This is a genomic window from Rossellomorea aquimaris (genome assembly GCF_008180865.1).
Lineage (GTDB): Bacteria > Bacillota > Bacilli > Bacillales > Bacillaceae_B > Rossellomorea > Rossellomorea yichunensis.
The window spans coordinates 848016-865090 of record NZ_VTEX01000002.1 but is presented as its reverse complement, the minus strand read 5'-3'; the positions used below and the strand labels follow the sequence as shown (position 1 = coordinate 865090).

The following is a 17075-nucleotide window of genomic DNA, read 5'->3' as shown; positions in this document are numbered from 1 at the left end:
TGCAGTTATTTCTTTCCGCTATATTGTTCTCCCAGTAACTGTTTCACTTGATTATACGTCAGCCCTGAATGCTGATTGAGTCGTTTAACCTCATCAATATCCGTTCCGGAACGAGTGACGTTTTTCTTCTGCTGGTTCATCCTACACACCCCCTATCACTTAATGTAAGTCATCGGAAGGCTTCCTATACAAAAAAAGAAGGCCCGGGGGACGGACCTTCGTGCACATTATGATTGTCGTGTTCTCTTATAGACCAGATCAAAGATGAGGATGATAAAGGCGAGTGCGTAGGCTGTATAGGAATAGGTTGATTGTTCTGCCATGTTCTTTACTCCGATACCGACAAATGCCCAAACAAACACAAGCGGATAGAGCATGTCATGCTGCCTGATGCGGAACCAGAAAGCAAGAACCGTAGCGACAATCAGCCCGAGATAAGCCCACACCAATTCAGAAATGCCGAATCCGTTCCAGCCGATGTCCGTCAAGTAGTACGTAATGTTCACAATCGTGGCAACCGAAATCCATCCTAAATATATCGAAAAAGGGGCTATATCCAGGAGGGACGGACCTGTACTCTTCATCCGGCTATAAAGGGCAATAAGAGTTAAAAGAAGTCCAATCATGATAAATACCGAAACGAGAAAGTAATTGTAGTGCCAAACGAATATCCATGCTGAATTCAATAAGCAGCTCAGGATGAATAGTCCGCTTGTTTCCTGATAAAGGGGAAGATCCCTTCTGTCTTTAGGGAACTGGCGGATGATCCAAATCGCAAGCAGCAGATAAATCAGACTCCAGATGGAAAAGACATAACCCGCCGGAGTAATCATTATATCGAGCCTGTCACTGATTTCCCCCGTGGATTGATTATTCAAAGGCAAAGTAACAGCCAGCGTATTCATCACAATCACTAAAGTGAAGGCTAACATATTCAAGATCAGTTTCATTGAGTGTACCCCCTGTAAGTAGTGGTGTTATATACTATTCCACTCTTATCAGATTAAAAACCAAATGAAGAGAGTTAGGCAAAAAGGATTAATGAACGCTCTTTTCTCAAATGTTGTTGTCTTTTTAAATAAGCTCTGCAAGGCTCTGTCAATTAGTGTGTGCTGGATGGTGAGGGGAACTGCTTCGCTTTCCGCGGACGTTCGGCCGAGCCTCCTCAACTTCGCTTCCGGGGTCTCGGCACGTCCGTACTTCCGCAGGAGTCTACGCAGTTCCCCTCACCATCTTCGCAAGAATTTTCGTGACAGTGCTACAAGTTGTCCAAAAACAATTAACTAGAAAACAAAATTCTTATTGTTTTTATTGATTTCTATTAAGGATACATGCTTAGAAAGTTGATTGGAGTGGAAGGATGATCGACTCCTGCGGGAATAGCTGGACAGGTGAGACCCCGGAGGCTCACCGCCAGCCCCGCGGAAAGCGAGCATCCTGTAGCGGAAATCAACTATTACTTTCTTCTGTATAATAGCACCAAACGTCACCAAAAGAACCTTAGTGAAAGATCAGGAAGGAATTATGGGATTTATCGAGAATTAGAAATAGGATAGGGACAATGAGAAAATCTAATAGGGGGACATTATGGACCGTACAAATCATACATATTCGGATGTTTGGGATTTAGATGTTTTTTTCCAAGGAGGAAGTGAATCTTCGGAATTCAGAAAGCACCTCGATGCGTTAGAAAAAAAGAAAAATGACTTTGCAGAAAATGCACTCGCTTTCCATCCGCCCCAATCGGCTAGTGATGCTGACCTGGTGTGGAAGCTTATAGAAGAAGCAAAAGAAGTGATGCTATATTTGCGACAGGCAGGTGCCTTCGTGAGCTGTCTTGAAGCTCAAAATATGCATGACCGAAAAGCAGATTCTCTCCGCGCGGAAGTCACAAGCCTGAGTGCGGACTTTTCTTCTACTTTTACAAAGTTTCAGCAGCAGCTTTCAGATTGCAGAGAAGAGGTCTGGAATGAACTGCTTCAACATGATCAACTGAGTGAAATTACCTTCGTCCTCAATGAGTGGAGACAAAAAGCGAAAGATAAGCTATCCAGCACAGAAGAGTCACTTATCCAGGCGTTAGCTGTCGATGGCTATCACGGCTGGGGACAGATGTATGACACGATCGTAGGGGCAATGGAGATTGAACATGATGGAAAAAAACTATCGGTTGGTCAGGCTAATAATCTGCTCTCCAGTCCAGACGCCAATACGCGCAAAGAGGTTTTTGAAAAATTAGAGAATGCCTGGGAACAAAATGAGGAACTCTTTGCAAGGACACTTAATCACCTTGGAGGCTTTCGCTTGAATGTCTACAAGAAGCGTGGCTGGGACGAATTGATGAAGGAGCCCCTTGAATATAATCGTATGAAGCAAGAAACGCTGGATGCCATGTGGGGAGCTATTTCAAAGAACAAGCAGCCATTCGTTCAGTACCTGGAAAGAAAAGCGAAACTAATCGGGAAAGACCGACTCGATTGGTATGACCTTGACGCACCCGTGGCAGAGTCGACGAGTACCATGTCATATGACGATGGGGCAAAATTCATTCTGAAGCAGTTCTCCCGATTCGGAGAAGAGATGGCCCAGTTTGCTGAAAAAGCATTTGAGAACCAATGGATAGAAGCGGAGGACCGATCGGGAAAACGTCCGGGTGGATTCTGCACATCCTTCCCGTTAAGTGATCAATCCCGTATCTTCATGACGTATTCAGGCTCAATGTCGAATGTCTCCACCCTTGCACACGAGTTAGGGCATGCGTTTCATTCCTATGCATTAAAACCGATGCACACATTGAATCGTAACTACGCCATGAACGTGGCAGAGACCGCATCCACTTTTGCTGAAATGATCGTCGCGGATGCTGCCGTAAAGGAAGCGGAGACGAAGGCTGAAAAGATTGCCCTGGTGGAAGATAAACTGCAGAGGAGTGTCGCGTTCTTCATGAACATCCATGCCCGTTTCTTATTCGAGACACGTTTCTATGAAGAACGTAAGAAGGGGATTGTATCTGCTGATAAACTCAACGAACTGATGGTGGACGCTCAGAAGGAAGCATTCTCAGACTCCATTGGAGAGGTTCATCCGCGCTTCTGGGCATCGAAGCTCCATTTCTATATTACAGGAGTGCCGTTCTATAACTTCCCATACACCTTTGGATACTTGTTCTCACTGAGCATTTACGCCAAAGCCCTGGAGTCGGATGAAAGCTATGAAGATAAATACATGGCATTACTCCGTGACACAGCGGTCATGAATGTCGAAGAACTGGCCATGAAGCACCTCGGTGAAGACATCACCAAAGAAGCCTTCTGGGAAAAAGGGATCAAGCTATGCATAGCGGATATCGAAGAATTTCTTGAGTTAACAGAATAATGCTGTCAGGGTCCGTTCCGTTTTGGGGACGGACCTTATTTTTGTAGTGGAACGACTGTTGTAGTGGTTTATCGACCATTATTCGAATTTATCGACCTTAAAAAAATTTATCAACCGTTCTTTCATTTTATCAACCTTATTTTCACTATATCGACCGTTCTACAAAAAAGGACAAACTTCGCGACCCCTCCGCCAAAACATCAAAAAAACGACAAGTCCTACCACCCCTAAGCCTCAAGTCTGATACGAAAATAAAGCTCAGGCTCGTTATGGGAAACCCTGAAAATAGATAGGATAGAGACATGAAGAAGAAAGGAGGCAACAACATATGAAGAAATTTGGATTGCTTTTAGCAGGAGGGATTGCAGCCATTGTCCTGCTTGCCAATTTGGGACCGATCGTAGGGCTCGCCATCTCGTTAGTGATCATGTATTACAGCTTTAAAGGATTTGTGAAAACAGATTCCACAATGAAGAAGATCTTATGGGCACTGATCGGTCTTGCGGCATTCAGTGCTTCGATATCCAACTTCCCGGCGATCATCGGATTGGTTGCTCTATACGTTCTGTATGTGATCTACAAGAACTGGAAAAAAGAAGAAGTCATTATAGAAGAAAAATCATCGGATCCATTCACTAATTTTGAACGAGAATGGTCACAATTAAAAAACTAAAGGAGAGAATACACTATGGCAAACTTATTTCAACGAATTAAAAATACAGTCATGTCCGACCTGCACGAAGCATTAGATAAAAAGGAAAAGAAAAATCCAATAGCCGTGTTGAATCATTATTTAAGACAGTGTGAGCAGGAAGTAGAAAAAGTAAGTAAGCTTGTTGAAAGACAATATCTATTAAAAGAAGAATTCCAAAAAGAGTATCAGCAGGCTTCTGCTTTAGCCGACAAACGAAAATACCAGGCTGAGGTTGCATCGAAGGCAAATGAAGAAGGTCTGTATGAATTTGCCCTGCAGGAACAAAAATACTATGAAGAGCGCGCCGTGCGCATCCAGGATTCAAAGGTGAAAGCAACGAAAGAGCTTGAAGAGCTTGAAAGAAAATATGAGGAGATGAAGCACAAGCTGAAGGATATGTACATCAAGCGGATGGAGCTGATGGGAAGAGAGAATATCGCCCGTGCCCATAACAAGGTGAATTCTGTGCTTGAATCTTCTTCCGGTTATAACAACCAGGCGTTCTCTAAATTCGATGAAATTGAAACATACTTAGATCATTTAGAGCATGGTGTGAACTCGTCTTATTATCGAAATACGATCGACGCAAAGATCGCTAAATTAGAAAAAGAAGTGAAAAAAGAGGAAACGGAAGCCATTCCTTCATAAAACATGGTATTCTAATCTATGAAAACGAATAGTAACGATAAAAAAGGGGGAGCCCAAATGGGTTCACCCCGTTTTATCATCATATATAATCCGGATACGGGTTTTATGCACCTGAATCAGAAAATATGATCCGCATTAAGAACTTTTTGATCCTGAATCCCGGTATATGAACTTCTTGTCGAAAATCTTCATTTATATAAATACATAACCAGAAAGGAGGAACCCCCTTGTTCAATCGTTTACGCTCAGATGGGATCAGCTGGATCATTTTAATAGGAACCCTTTTAATACTGCTGGAAGTATCATTCTACGATGGGGGGGTTCTCGTCTTTCTCTCGATTGCGGCCTTCTGTATCTATATTGGAAGAAAGAAGCTTCCGAGTACTCTTGGAAAGATCCTGCTGTGGTTTGGGATCATCAGCTTAGCAGTCAATATCTTTAATACCGTAGCATTTAAATTTTTATTGTTTGCCATCCTTCTATTTATCATTGTCCGTTTTGCTGATTCAAAGAAACATCCTAAATACATCAATCCGACGATTAAGGAAACGTTCACCCACACAAGTGAACCACTGGTCATGAAAAAGTCCGCTCTTCAAAACGAATGGTTCGGGCCGAAACGGACTCCTGAAGACGTATATGAATGGAATGATATCAACATCCAGGGTGTGATCGGAGACTCGGTCATCGATATTGGAAATACCGTGCTTCCTAAAGGGACGTCCGTCGTTTCGATTCGAAATATTTTAGGCAATATTGAAGTATTGATCCCGTATGATGTGGAAGTGAGTGTTCATCACTCGGTACTTGCCGGTTCGATTGAGGTTTTTGAAGAAGTGGAGCCGAAAGCGATCAATCAGTCCCTTTATTATCAAACTCCAGGGTATGATACGGCTGTCCAGCGTGTGAAGATTGTCACCTCGATGTGGATCGGGGATTTAGAGGTGAAGAGAATATGAGCACAGTCAGTAAGCAGATTGTTGCAGGCATTCTTTTTTCCCTTGGGATGGTGATCTTTTTATCGCTGTCATATTTTTATTTGTATCCCTTGGAGGATTGGTCCCTTTTATGGGAAGTAGAGATTATGGATATACCGGGAGCAGGGTTTATCCTCGTTGTAAGCATCCTTATCGGAATCGTGTTCGGCATCCGGACAGGGTTGAAGGATAAACGGCAGTTAAGGGAGATTGAAGATGCCCTGATGAATGTGGAACAGGGCCGCACGATCACATTCCCTGAAACGGCAACCTCAGAAGTGCAGCAGGTTTGGAAAAAGGTCGATGCGTTAGGGAGGCATCTAACGGATCAAGCGCGATATTCCCAAAAGCTTGCCAATGAAAAGGCAGAGGAGCAGGAAAAGAGAATCCAGGAAATCGTTTCCCAGGAGCGGAACCGTTTGGCGAGGGAATTACATGATTCGGTCAGTCAGCAACTATTTGCAGCATCCATGCTGATGTCAGCCATCACGGAAACACCATCACCTGGACGAACGCCTCATGAAGAAAAGCAGCTTGGTATGGTGGAGCAGATGATTCATCAGTCTCAGCTTGAAATGAGGGCTCTCCTCCTTCATCTTCGCCCCGTTGCGTTAAAAGGAAAGAATCTTCAAGAAGGAATGAAGGAGCTGCTGGTCGAATTAGCTCAGAAGGTACCCCTGGATATCGAGTGGAAAATAGAAGACATGAGTCTTGATAAAGGAATCGAAGATCATCTCTTCAGAATTCTGCAGGAGTCGGTATCAAACACCTTGCGACATGCGAAGGCGAGTTCCTTGGATATTCGATTGATCAAAAGAGAATCCATCATTATTTTACGGGTAGTGGATGATGGTCAGGGCTTTGATGTGAACGAATCGAAGGTCACAAGCTCCTATGGGCTACAGAATATGAGGGAGCGGGCCATTGAAATCGGTGGTACGTTTAAAATCATCAGTGTACCGAATAAGGGGACACGCTTGGAAGTGAAGGTTCCCGTTGTGGAGAATGAAGGTGAAAAAAATGATTAAAGTGGTATTTGTAGATGATCATGAAATGGTAAGGATCGGGGTTTCTTCTTATCTATCGGCTCAGGCGGATATTGATGTCGTCGGGGAAGCGTCGGATGGGAAAGAAGGCGTCCAGCTTGCCCTCGAGCTGAGGCCTGATATTATTCTCATGGATCTTGTGATGAAAGAAATGGATGGCATCCAGGCGACTAAGGAGATCATTAAAGAGTGGCCGGACGCAAAGATCATCATCGTCACAAGTTTCCTGGATGATGATAAGGTGTATCCAGCCCTGGAAGCCGGTGCGGTCAGTTATATGCTGAAAACGTCGAAAGCAAGTGAAATTGCCGAAGCGGTACGTAAGACGTACAACGGCCAATCGATTCTTGAACCTGAAGTCACTGGGAAAATGATGACGCGCATGAGACAAAAGACCGTTTCTCATCCTCATGAAGAGCTCACCAATCGCGAACTGGAAATCCTTCTCCTGATGACACAAGGGAAAACGAACCAGGAAATTGCCGATGAATTATTCATCGCCCTGAAAACTGTGAAAACACACGTGAGCAATATCCTCTCCAAGCTCGGGGTCCAGGACCGGACCCAGGCTGTGATTTATGCTTTTAAACATGATTTAGCTAAATAAAAAGATAAAAAGTGACCCAAAAAGAAAACTTTTTGGGTCACTTTTTCGTATAGAAAGATGAAAGTAAACGAATCTTCCTACCCAAAAATGACAAGCATGAGAATCCCAACGTGAAATATATATCTAATAAGGATTGGTGCATTTTGGTAACAAGAGTGAAAAAATACAAATCTTTCATCAACGGAAGGAGGAATAATGGTAGAATAAGCGATATATTGTCAAATATTGAAAAATAACCTGTAGGGGGATATTACGTGAACGCAAAATTTAGTAAGCCTAAAGGGTTCGGTGAAATACTGGACCACACATTTCGATTAAGCAAGAACCGATTTAAAGACTTTTTTCTTATTTTCCTTATTTTATTAGGGCCAGTTTATTTACTGCAGGCACTCATTGAACTGGCAGCAGGGGTTAGCTTCTTTAGGACTGTCGGTACCGGGGAAACCTGGTTCGATGGGATTGTCAACAGCTTTTCAGGTGAATTTACGGACGAAGGGGGTCCAGAAGTAAATCTGGCAGCGGAGCTTGGTACAGGTCTTATTGGACTTATCAGTATAATCCTGGCTCCAATCGCTCAAGCGGCGATTTTATTTGCCCTTAATCATATGAGAAAAAATGAAGAATTTACGGTGAAGCTTGTGATAAAGGAAGCATTCTCCCGTTTTTGGCCGATTATCGGAAGTAGTCTCCTATTTGGAGTGATTGTATTCGGTATCGTATTTGTTCCGATTATTACAATTGGTTTTGCCGGAGTATTCGGTGCTGCACTTCTGGAGCCGGGCGTCGGGATTGTGGTCGCCGGGGTTGTCCTGTTGCTTGCATTCGCGGTTGCTGTAGCTTACTTCTTAACACGTTGGAGCTTTTATTTTGGAGCGGCAGCCATAGAAAATGACGCACCTGGTCTCGGCAGGAGCTGGAGGCTGACGAAGAAGCGTGGATGGATCCTTCTGTTATTATTCATTGTATTCGGCTTGATCGTTGGAATCGTAAGCTCAGCCTTCGAACTAACGTTTGGGTTGGTATTAGGGAATAGTGTCCTGTACGGCATGATAGTAAACGTTGTGTCTTTATTCACGTCGATGCTGTTCGCCGTTGGTTTCGGGGTTATGTTCCTTGATCTTAGAACGAGACATGACGCTGATGATTTAAATGAAATGATCGATGATTATAACACAATCCAATAGTTTCCTTGAACAATTGAAGTATCCAGTCAGGTTCCGGAAGTCTCATGCTTCCGGGCTTTTGATCTGAAAGCTAGGTGAAGAAAGTGTTGATAGAAAACAGAGCAAGGGATCAATTAGAAGAAATCTTGGACGGGGAGGAATATAAGGCCTATCATGATGAGACTCAGGGACTGCTTGCCAAATGGTGGGGGAAGGCAAAGGAATGGCTTTCAGAACAGCTTGAAAAACTATTCCCTTCTCTTGAACCGACTGGCGGGGTAGCATCGGGCATCCTTATCACGTTGATTGTCATTGTAGTGGCCATTCTCCTCGTTGCTGCATTCTTCGCCATTAGAAACGGAGTCCGAAAACGGAAATTTCGTTCGAATAAACCACTTCAATCCATGAATGAGATGGAGTGGTCCTATGCTAGACATTTAGAAGAAGCTTATAAACAAGAGGGGCTTGAAGACTATTCGAAAGCAACCCGCCATATGTTCCTGGCCCTCCTTTTATACTTTCATGAAAGAGACTATCTCGAAGCAAAGGTCTGGAAAACAAATTGGGAGTATTATGATGAACTGCGTAAAGTGAATCAGGATTGGGCAGAGCGATTCTACAGGCTGGCCCTTCTGTTTGATGAAGTGGCCTATGGTGAGCGGGAAGTGGAGAAAGAAGAGTATCTCCCCTATAAACAGGAAGCTCTAAGCTGGTTGGAACATGAAACGGATTCACAGCCTTACGCATAAGAGAAAGGAGGTAGAATCGAGAATTGAAAACAAATATAAAGGCGTGGGTCTGGCTCGCCACACTTCTAAGCTTATTTATCATCATCGGTGTATTTCTTTCTCCTGAAAAGCCAAAGGAGTATCCAGCCTATGTTTCCGAGTCTCCCTCTCCTTCTGGAATAAAAGCCCTTTATACCTATTTGGAAAACGAAGGTGCTTCTATACAACGCTGGTCTTTTTCACCTGACAAGCTGCCGGCGACTGAATCGGATCGATTACTGATTATGATAGAACCGTTCTCAATCCCTGAACAAGAAGAAATGGAAGCTTACGAGAATTTCATGAAAGCAGGGAATACGATTCTTCTTTTAAAGGATAATCCAAAAGGGATGTTTGACACGAAGACGGTCTTATTAGGGGAAGGGCTCGATAATCCTCTTATACGTGATCAAAAAGGGAATACATATCAAACAGATCTATTATCAGGCGTAAGGTTAGAAACGTCGGATGAAGATACCGTTCTATTGGATGATCGGGAGGGAACGATTGCCTATAGCTCTCCTATAGGTAAAGGTCAATTGATTGTCTCTACTTCACCGGGATGGATGATGAACGGGAATATTCTTGATAGTGATCATCTTCAGCTGGTTCTAACTCTATTAGAAAGCGGTCTTGCTGCTCGGAAAACGATCCTGGTAGATGAATACCTTCACGGGGGAGAGAGTGAGGCAAGCCTTACCAGTCTTTATCCCCAGTGGCTGTTGCTTTTAATCCTTCAATTGCTGATCCTCACCATCCTTTGGCTCTGGATGCGGGGGAAACGTTTTGGTGGTACTCTCACACCGAGGGAAGAGACGGTCCGATTCAGTGATGAACGAATCAAGGCGCTTTCAGCCTGGTACTTAAAAGGGCGCCAATACAAAGAATCTTTAGTGATTCAAGCCGATTACGTCAGAGTTCTGTTCCAGGAACGTTGGGGGATTCCGACGAGTAAGGAATGGTCGGAATTGAACGAACCTTTAGAACGGAGGTTAACTACCGTTTCTAAAAAAGAAATCGATTCGGTTTTATCTGGAATAAGGGCTGTATTAGAGAAAGAACGCATCAGTAAACAGGAATTCGTACAATGGTCGAAAAAAATAGAACTATTCAGGAAAGAGGTGGAGGATCGTTGAAACCAGAAATCACATCCTTAATGGAGAAATATGAAGAGCGAATTGTAGGTCAAAGTACGAATCTTAAACTCTTGTTGTCTTCCATTCTGGCAGGAGGGCATGTATTGATAGAGGGAGTCCCGGGAACAGGGAAGACACAGATGGTCAAGACCCTTTCCCAGTTACTCGGGGGAAGTTTCAACCGGATTCAATTCACACCGGATCTGTTACCGAGTGATATCACGGGTAGTACGATTTACAATATGAAGGATAGCAGCTTCCAAACGATCAAAGGGCCGATTTTCACCAATGTACTATTGGCCGATGAGATCAACCGGACTCCGGCGAAAACCCAGGCGGCCCTGCTCGAAGCCATGGAGGAAAAGCAGGTGACGATCCAAGGGGCAACGTATCCTCTTGAAGAGGTGTTTTTCGTGGTAGCTACACAGAATCCGATTGAATTCGAGGGAACCTATCCCTTGCCTGAGGCCCAGCAGGACCGCTTCCTGTTTAAGCTGGACATCGATTTTCCTTCCTTTGAAGAAGAGAAAAACGTATTGAAACAAGTGATCGAGAATCATTATGCGGAGAGTGTCGGGGCCGTTCTCGACATGGAAACCTTCCTTTCTATCAGAAGAGAAATCGGTGATGTCACACTTAGTGACGCGGTACTCGACTATATTATGCAGATTGTGAGAAAAACCCGTGAAACGGAATCGATCCGCTTCGGGGCAAGTACAAGGGCGGCGATTTCGATCGGAAAAGCGGGACGGGCATGGGCTTATCTGTCAGGGCGTGACTATGTCACACCAGATGATATCAAGATTGTGGCAAGACCTGCCCTAAGACACCGCATCCAGCTATCCCCGCACGTAGAATTGGAGGGAGTGGCCATTGACCAAGTCATCCAAGAGCTTGTTGGGTCGATTCCTGTTCCAAGATAAGGGGATATTGCCGACGCGAAAGTTGTTGATCTCGAATCTATTATTTTCCGTCATCCTTCTTGCAGGAACGTTTATTGGTCTGTCATGGACGCTCATTTTCGTATTGAACGGATTATTTATCGTCGTGAGTCTCATTGACCTGACTCTGTCACCATCCAAAAAGGAAATAGACGTCAAGCGCCATATTCCGGATCAAATGGAAAGGGGTCTGGATTATGTCGTCGATCTGAAAATTATAAACAGATCATCCCGTGGCATGGAGTTTCGGATCCTGGATGGTACCCCTCAAAGTTTTCAAACATCCCTTCCCTTAGAAGGGAAGCTTGAACAGGATTCAGCAGGGACCCTTACTTATGATGTTGTAACACCCGTAAGAGGAGACTATGAACTTACCAGGCTGTATCTTCGTTATCGAAGCTCCCTCGGTTTATGGGAAAAACAAAAAACAATGGAGCTCCATGATGTGGTGAAAGTCATTCCGGATCTCACCGAAACGAAAAAAGTATTGGAAAGTGCTCAGCAGTTCCTACTATATGAAGGGGTGAAAATCCGTAAGCAGCAAAGCGGTGCCGGGGAATTCTCCAAGATTAGAAATTATGTACTCGGGGACGATCCGAGAAAGATCAACTGGCGTCAAACCGCAAAGCTCAGGGAAGTGATGACCAATGAATATGAACCTGAGCATGGTAAGTACATTACGATCCTCATTGATTGCGGAAGGATGATGGGAGCGGAACTGAAAAAAGGAAACCGGTTGGAGAAATCCCTGGAGGCGGCCCTGACCGTGGCGGCAGCGGCCCTTCAAAACGGAGACTATGTGACAGTCCTTGCTTTCAGTAAAGATGTAAAGGTATATATCCCTCCGGCAAAAGGGATGGCACATCTGCAAACGATTCTTCATCGTATCTATCATTTGGAAGTGGACGCAGCCGAATCAAATTATGCCGGCGTCCTACACTATGTTCAAACGGTTCAGAAAAAGCGGAGTCTGCTTTTATTATTTAGTGACGTACACACCTTTCTTCATGAAGAAAGCGCCCTGTTTTACTTACAGCGCCTGCGGAAACAACATCTCTTTTTAACGATTGGGATAGAAGATGAAACGTTGGTCAAACGGATCAAGACAGAGCCTGTCGATTCTCAGCAGGCGATGATGAAGAGCATGGCTCAGAAACAGATGCTCGTGAAGAAAAAGGAGAAAGCCAAGTGGGAAAAACAGGGCCTCATGATGGTGGAGGCCCGTGAAGAGAAACTGGCGGCAACGGCTGTTTCTTACTATATCGATATGATGAACCGGGGGTTACTGTAAGCTCGCCTTTAGCCGAAGCTTTCCGATCGTCATATAGAGAATCAGACCGATAACCGTTATAAAGGCAACCATATATTTTGCGAGTAGAGGTATGGCAGCAGGCGTAATGAAGCCTTCGATGATCCCGGCGATCACAAACAGGGGCACCGTCCCGAGGAGCAGCTGGACGGATCGTTTCGCTTGCTGCTTTAATTGGTAGCCTCGTGTGAAACGTCCAGGTACAAAGAGCTTATAGCCCATCAAGAGTCCTGCACCGCCTGCAATAAAGATGGCTGTAAGCTCGATCATGCCGTGGGGGACGATGTAAGCCCAGAATTCATAGCTCATTCCCTGGTGCCAGAAGACAGCGGCCAGGGCACCTACAATGATACCGTTGTACACAAGCATATAGACCGTCAAAAGGCCAAATGTCACACCGCCGGCAAAGGCCAGGAAGGCGACTTTGATGTTATTGGTCATGATGGCAGCCGACATAAGGGAAGAATCCACTTGTCCGTCACTTTTGCCGAGATTAGAAGGGTCCACCCCTTGAGACATCTCAGCTGGAAGAATGGAATAAAGGTGAAGAGGGTCATTCACGACAGAAATGAAGGCTCCGAGTGCACCGATTGTAAATAATATCATCGCTGTGACAACGAACTTCCACTGTTCAAGCAGTAATCCGATAAACGTCGTGGAGAAAAAATGTCTAATTTGTTTTCCACTGGAGATTTGGTCTTTATATAATAGATTGTGAGACTTTGATACGAGACCGTTCAAATAATCGGTCACTTCTTCACCGGGAAAATAAGTCTGGCTGTAGGAAAGATTCTGAGCAGCCTTTTGATAAAGACGATTGAATCGATCAATGGCAGGGCCCGTTGTGTTCTTCCTTTTGCGAAGAGTTCCGAGGAGATCTTCTAACTGCTTCCAGTCGTCCCGGTGCTGTTTGACAAATTGCTTCACGTTCATTGTGACACCTACTTGTTCTTTTGATTTCTTATCTCTTATTATAGTAAGTTTAGAAAAAAATAGAAACCATTAAAGGTAAATTCATCCATAAGGAGGGGATTGTATTGCATGAAGAACAAGTCGATATTAAAACCCCCGAATATGTTTCCCTGCAATTCCAACCTGCAGGCTTAGGCAGCCGGGCAGCAGCCCTTATGATCGACCAGCTATTGTTAACAATCGTAAACATCCTGATCGTTGTGTTCCTGTTTTTTGCGACATCGGGGAATGATGGCCTATTTAGTATGATGGAAATCAACTCGACACTATGGGGGATCGCCATCATCGCCATCTTTTTTCTCAACTGGGGATATTTCTTTGCTTTAGAATACTTCTGGGGTGGAAAGACGATCGGAAAGCGATTGCTGGGGATCCGGGTGATGCAGGAAAACGGACACAGCGTCACTCTCCTATCCTGCTTCATTCGCAATCTATTAAGAATCATCGACATGCTTCCCGTCTCCTATTTCATTGGTATGGTCATGATCTTCCTTCATTCTAAGCATAAGAGGGTGGGGGATCTCGTTGCCGGAACCATCGTTGTTCATGAGCGACGCGTCAAAGGAAAACGAAAAGAAAAAGCCATAGAGAAGGAAATCCGCCGCCGTGGCTTGAGGAAAGAGGATATAACGGTGGAAGCGTGGGAATTAAAGCAGCTCGGTGCGAAAGAATGGCAGCTGGTCAAAACGTACAGCAACCGATTCGTTCAGCTCCCCCTTTCAGAACGAAACCAATTAACCAAGAAGCTTGCCTTTATCCTCTGTCCTAAACTGGGATTAGATGTGCAGGATAAAACGTATGAGGAGCTTGAGGATACCCTTCTCCTTTTATACCTGGCATTAAGGGAAGAATGGGAATTTGAATTGTAGGAAGCAGCAAAGTCTGGAGAGGGCTTTGCTGTTTTATATGTGATCATAATCCAAGAAGGGAGAGTGGCTTGTCCCGGGGGTTCCATGCAGAAGGTTTTGAAGGAAGTGCGTGTGAAAAAATGTAACGGTCAAACTGAAAAGGATGATTCTCTTTGCTGAGAATCATCCTTTGTTTTGGCAACTTACTCCATCCCGGGAGCCTTCTGGATTTCAAAAATAAGTACAATTGCAGTGATTGCATGGGCAATCAATCGGATGACCGGGAAAAAGTTTAAGAAGGAAGCAAGGATACCGAGGGCACTTCCAAGGATCGGTTGATCTTCTGACCTTGAAATATACAATACGCTCGCATGCCACAGGGCCACTAAACACAGGAGAAAAGGAATCGCATCACCTGCAATATTGCCAAAGATCGGAACCGCCAAAAACAATTCGATAGAAAAGGATAACCATTTAATTCGTGATAGCACGGACACACACCTCCTTATCTCAGTGTATGACTATGTGAGGAGCGTGTGCTTGTTTTTAGGGAATTGTTTTTTGTGGGGTGAGCGGTGGTTGTCGTGTGCGGGTATTGCGATATAAGTAGACTGGCAGATAACCAACATAAAAAGCCACCGTCTCCTCCAAGACGGTGGCTTATAAAACATTCAAGCCAATAACTTCTCAACAACCTTATGCTCATTTTCATTCAGCAGGTTTTTGCCGATCGTTTCATGAATCTCTTTATTCATGCTGTCTTCCAGCACAGCGGCCTCCTCTTTGTCGCCAACGAGGACGATCCGTTCCCACGCCTCATCAGCGGCCTTTTTGTCCAGGATGCTGCCGAGGCTTTTCCACCAGCGTTGTTGATTGGCTTTAAGACGGTTTTCGAATTCTTCCTGCTGATTGGCTTTTCCGCCGCCGCTTCCCATGCTGGCGTCTGAGTGGTGGGGGCCTTCATGCTTTCGCCAGTCATCTGTTTCCAAATCGAATTCCATAAATTCGCTGGACTGAATCTCTCCAAAGGCGGAGGTGAGGATTTTGATTTGATTTTGCTGAAGCAGCACCAATCCCGTGTATGGATATTCTTTATGCAAGGATTTCAATTGATCCAGGTGAGGGTTCTCCTCCCAATAAAAATTGGTTTCAACCGGTATTTGAAGCTCGAAGGTCTCCCAAATGCCACTATCGGCAGAAGCGAAGATAATAAAGCTTCTTGGCAGTTCACGTTCTAAACTATATACATAGTTTTCTACTTTCGGACGGATCGATTGAAGCCTTTCTTTTTCCTCAGGAGCACTTTCCAGGTATTCTTCCAGGCGGTTGAATCCGTTTTTGAGGGCAATCTTCCATTCACCACCCTGCTGATCGTGGTCGCTGCGGTCCGTATTCAAGTATACAGTCAATAATTTATCAGGTTTTTGTAAGTACAAGTTTTCCAATACGCTCAGTGTTTTTTTGAAAGACATGTAACTCCTCCTTATAGAATGCTTACTTTTCATATAAACGGTAGAGACCCCTCTTAAACATTATTTTGTAAAAAAAGGGAATTGACGAAAGGACTTTAATAGGAAAAAATAGGTGGGAAGGGAGGAGAACCAATGAATATAGAGAAGCAGTGGGTCCAGGAAGATAGTGATTACATACGTAAGAAATTAATCGAATACAATATGTCACAAGTAGATGAGCAGACTAAGACGCCCCTGGAGCAAATCAGTTTTGTTATGAGAAACGATGAAGATGAAATTGTTGGCGGAGTGGTCGGAGAAATGTTCTGGCATCATCTCCATATTGATTTTCTGTGGGTGGCAGATGACTATCGGCATGGGGGGTACGGCTCCAAACTGATTCACCTGATAGAAGAGTACGCCAGGGAGAAGGGATGCCATCTCGTTATATTAGATACATTCAGCTTTCAGGCCCCTCATTTTTATAAAAAATTAGGGTATAAGGAATTTGGGGTCCTTAAAGATTTTCCTAAGGGACAGAGTCAGTATTTTATGGAGAAACGATTGTAGCAAACAGCGAGGGCTGTTTGCTTTTTTCGATTGGAGGTTTCTTTTATAAAAACTCCAATATGCTTTTGAAGCCCATTTTCTTAAAGAAATCAGATAAATCATGTTTTATGTTCTTTCCATCGGGTAAATATGTACTAAATAACACACGACGGGAGAGAATAATGTGAGCTATATTAACCAGGGTAGAGAGCGCATTCAATTTGATCGCAAGGGTAAGAAAAGGGATTTACATATACTGGAGTGCACACATTGTGAGAATGAATTCCGTTCACCGATGAATGTCAATCAAATCGAGTGCTCTCATTGTTCAACATCTACAGATCCTAAATTGGACGTTTCAATTTTTAAAGTCATCGGATTTATTGAAAATCTTCAAGGGAGTGAAGTACGTTGCTAAACAAGGATAAATTAGCCGATTTGAAAATGGATTTTAACGATATTCTTTGGATGAGTTCCGGAGTTGCTATTATTCTATTATTACTCGCTTTAGCAAATTTCTTTATCCTGGCCTAATCTAATCATGTGCTCGTTTAGAAAAGTCCTGACTGTTTAGCAGGACTTTTTTTGTTGG

The 17075-nt window shown here is 44.0% G+C and carries 20 protein-coding genes; 15 read left to right on the top strand and 5 right to left on the bottom strand.

Annotated elements, in window-relative coordinates; translation table 11 throughout:
- Positions 1-5 precede the first annotated feature (5 nt).
- Positions 6-140, bottom strand: a complete 135-nt coding sequence (locus tag FZC88_RS24480) for a hypothetical protein (RefSeq protein WP_262371838.1) — start codon at positions 138-140, stop codon at positions 6-8.
- An 87-nt stretch (positions 141-227) separates the two neighbouring features.
- Positions 228-950 (bottom strand): TspO/MBR family protein, encoded by a 723-nt coding sequence (locus FZC88_RS11865; protein WP_148995016.1) that lies wholly within the window; start codon positions 948-950, stop codon positions 228-230.
- A gap of 637 nt (positions 951-1587) precedes the next feature.
- Here FZC88_RS11865 and FZC88_RS11860 point away from each other — a divergent pair.
- The 11 genes from FZC88_RS11860 to FZC88_RS11810 all read left to right on the top strand — a co-directional run bounded on the left by FZC88_RS11860 (position 1588) and on the right by FZC88_RS11810 (position 12645).
- Positions 1588-3375 carry a M3 family oligoendopeptidase gene (locus FZC88_RS11860; RefSeq protein WP_148995015.1) on the top strand — a complete coding sequence of 596 codons (1788 nt, stop codon included), beginning with the start codon at positions 1588-1590 and terminating at the stop codon, positions 3373-3375.
- Between the two features lie 328 nt (positions 3376-3703).
- A complete protein-coding gene (locus FZC88_RS11855) occupies positions 3704-4048 on the top strand; it encodes a lmo0954 family membrane protein (RefSeq protein ID WP_148967341.1) in 345 nt (114 codons plus the stop codon).
- Positions 4049-4063: 15 nt separating this feature from the next.
- Positions 4064-4717, top strand: coding sequence for a PspA/IM30 family protein (locus FZC88_RS11850; protein WP_148967342.1), 654 nt, complete (start codon positions 4064-4066; stop codon positions 4715-4717).
- Between the two features lie 227 nt (positions 4718-4944).
- Positions 4945-5676 carry a cell wall-active antibiotics response protein LiaF gene (gene liaF, locus FZC88_RS11845; RefSeq protein ID WP_148995014.1) on the top strand — a complete coding sequence of 244 codons (732 nt, stop codon included), beginning with the start codon at positions 4945-4947 and terminating at the stop codon, positions 5674-5676.
- On the top strand, positions 5673-6722 hold the full coding sequence (locus tag FZC88_RS11840) for a sensor histidine kinase (protein ID WP_148967344.1): 1050 nt from the start codon (positions 5673-5675) through the stop codon (positions 6720-6722). Before liaF ends, FZC88_RS11840 begins: the two co-directional genes overlap by 4 nt.
- Positions 6715-7347 carry a response regulator transcription factor gene (locus tag FZC88_RS11835; protein WP_148967345.1) on the top strand — a complete coding sequence of 211 codons (633 nt, stop codon included), beginning with the start codon at positions 6715-6717 and terminating at the stop codon, positions 7345-7347. Before FZC88_RS11840 ends, FZC88_RS11835 begins: the two co-directional genes overlap by 8 nt.
- A gap of 254 nt (positions 7348-7601) precedes the next feature.
- The gene (locus FZC88_RS11830) at positions 7602-8531 is read left to right on the top strand and encodes a hypothetical protein (RefSeq protein WP_148967346.1); all 930 of its coding nucleotides are present in this window, start codon (positions 7602-7604) and stop codon (positions 8529-8531) included.
- An 83-nt stretch (positions 8532-8614) separates the two neighbouring features.
- Positions 8615-9259 (top strand): DUF4129 domain-containing protein, encoded by a 645-nt coding sequence (locus FZC88_RS11825; protein ID WP_148995013.1) that lies wholly within the window; start codon positions 8615-8617, stop codon positions 9257-9259.
- A 23-nt stretch (positions 9260-9282) separates the two neighbouring features.
- On the top strand, positions 9283-10413 hold the full coding sequence (locus FZC88_RS11820) for a DUF4350 domain-containing protein (RefSeq protein ID WP_148995012.1): 1131 nt from the start codon (positions 9283-9285) through the stop codon (positions 10411-10413).
- Entirely contained in the window at positions 10410-11336 is a 927-nt protein-coding gene (locus FZC88_RS11815) for an AAA family ATPase (protein ID WP_148967349.1), read from the top strand. The genes FZC88_RS11820 and FZC88_RS11815 overlap by 4 nt, the downstream gene beginning before the upstream one ends.
- Positions 11287-12645 carry a DUF58 domain-containing protein gene (locus tag FZC88_RS11810; RefSeq protein WP_262371837.1) on the top strand — a complete coding sequence of 453 codons (1359 nt, stop codon included), beginning with the start codon at positions 11287-11289 and terminating at the stop codon, positions 12643-12645. The genes FZC88_RS11815 and FZC88_RS11810 overlap by 50 nt, the downstream gene beginning before the upstream one ends.
- On the opposite strand, the gene FZC88_RS11805 is transcribed toward FZC88_RS11810, so the two are convergent.
- Entirely contained in the window at positions 12637-13596 is a 960-nt protein-coding gene (locus FZC88_RS11805; protein ID WP_148967350.1) for a stage II sporulation protein M, read from the bottom strand. The genes FZC88_RS11810 and FZC88_RS11805 overlap by 9 nt on opposite strands.
- Before the next feature lie 104 nt (positions 13597-13700).
- On the opposite strand from FZC88_RS11805, the gene FZC88_RS11800 reads away from it, so the two are divergent.
- Positions 13701-14504, top strand: a complete 804-nt coding sequence (locus FZC88_RS11800) for an RDD family protein (protein WP_148995011.1) — start codon at positions 13701-13703, stop codon at positions 14502-14504.
- A 182-nt stretch (positions 14505-14686) separates the two neighbouring features.
- Here the strand turns inward: FZC88_RS11800 and FZC88_RS11795 are convergent, their stop codons facing one another.
- Together FZC88_RS11795 and FZC88_RS11790 are read right to left on the bottom strand one after the other, a co-directional pair.
- Positions 14687-14974: a hypothetical protein gene (locus FZC88_RS11795; RefSeq protein WP_044339178.1), complete on the bottom strand. Its 288-nt coding sequence runs from the start codon at positions 14972-14974 to the stop codon at positions 14687-14689.
- Between the two features lie 180 nt (positions 14975-15154).
- A complete protein-coding gene (locus FZC88_RS11790; protein ID WP_148967352.1) occupies positions 15155-15955 on the bottom strand; it encodes a VLRF1 family aeRF1-type release factor in 801 nt (266 codons plus the stop codon).
- Between the two features lie 132 nt (positions 15956-16087).
- Between FZC88_RS11790 and FZC88_RS11785 the strand changes: the two genes are divergently transcribed.
- The 3 genes from FZC88_RS11785 to FZC88_RS24475 all read left to right on the top strand — a co-directional run bounded on the left by FZC88_RS11785 (position 16088) and on the right by FZC88_RS24475 (position 17017).
- On the top strand, positions 16088-16504 hold the full coding sequence (locus FZC88_RS11785; protein ID WP_148967353.1) for a GNAT family N-acetyltransferase: 417 nt from the start codon (positions 16088-16090) through the stop codon (positions 16502-16504).
- 163 nt (positions 16505-16667) lie between these two features.
- Positions 16668-16901, top strand: coding sequence for a hypothetical protein (locus FZC88_RS11780; RefSeq protein WP_148995010.1), 234 nt, complete (start codon positions 16668-16670; stop codon positions 16899-16901).
- Positions 16895-17017 carry a hypothetical protein gene (locus FZC88_RS24475; protein ID WP_262371836.1) on the top strand — a complete coding sequence of 41 codons (123 nt, stop codon included), beginning with the start codon at positions 16895-16897 and terminating at the stop codon, positions 17015-17017. Before FZC88_RS11780 ends, FZC88_RS24475 begins: the two co-directional genes overlap by 7 nt.
- Positions 17018-17075: the final 58 nt, after the last annotated feature.

Bases quoted from the DNA above. Each gene is read 5' to 3' on its own strand.
- FZC88_RS24480 (WP_262371838.1), bottom strand. From the start codon at position 140: ATGAACCAGCAGAAGAAAAACGTCACTCGTTCCGGAACGGATATTGAT.
- FZC88_RS11865 (WP_148995016.1), bottom strand. From the start codon at position 950: ATGAAACTGATCTTGAATATGTTAGCCTTCACTTTAGTGATTGTGATG.
- FZC88_RS11860 (WP_148995015.1), top strand. From the start codon at position 1,588: ATGGACCGTACAAATCATACATATTCGGATGTTTGGGATTTAGATGTT.
- FZC88_RS11855 (WP_148967341.1), top strand. From the start codon at position 3,704: ATGAAGAAATTTGGATTGCTTTTAGCAGGAGGGATTGCAGCCATTGTC.
- FZC88_RS11850 (WP_148967342.1), top strand. From the start codon at position 4,064: ATGGCAAACTTATTTCAACGAATTAAAAATACAGTCATGTCCGACCTG.
- FZC88_RS11840 (WP_148967344.1), top strand. From the start codon at position 5,673: ATGAGCACAGTCAGTAAGCAGATTGTTGCAGGCATTCTTTTTTCCCTT.
- FZC88_RS11835 (WP_148967345.1), top strand. From the start codon at position 6,715: ATGATTAAAGTGGTATTTGTAGATGATCATGAAATGGTAAGGATCGGG.
- FZC88_RS11805 (WP_148967350.1), bottom strand. From the start codon at position 13,596: ATGAACGTGAAGCAATTTGTCAAACAGCACCGGGACGACTGGAAGCAG.
- FZC88_RS11790 (WP_148967352.1), bottom strand. From the start codon at position 15,955: ATGTCTTTCAAAAAAACACTGAGCGTATTGGAAAACTTGTACTTACAA.
- FZC88_RS11785 (WP_148967353.1), top strand. From the start codon at position 16,088: ATGAATATAGAGAAGCAGTGGGTCCAGGAAGATAGTGATTACATACGT.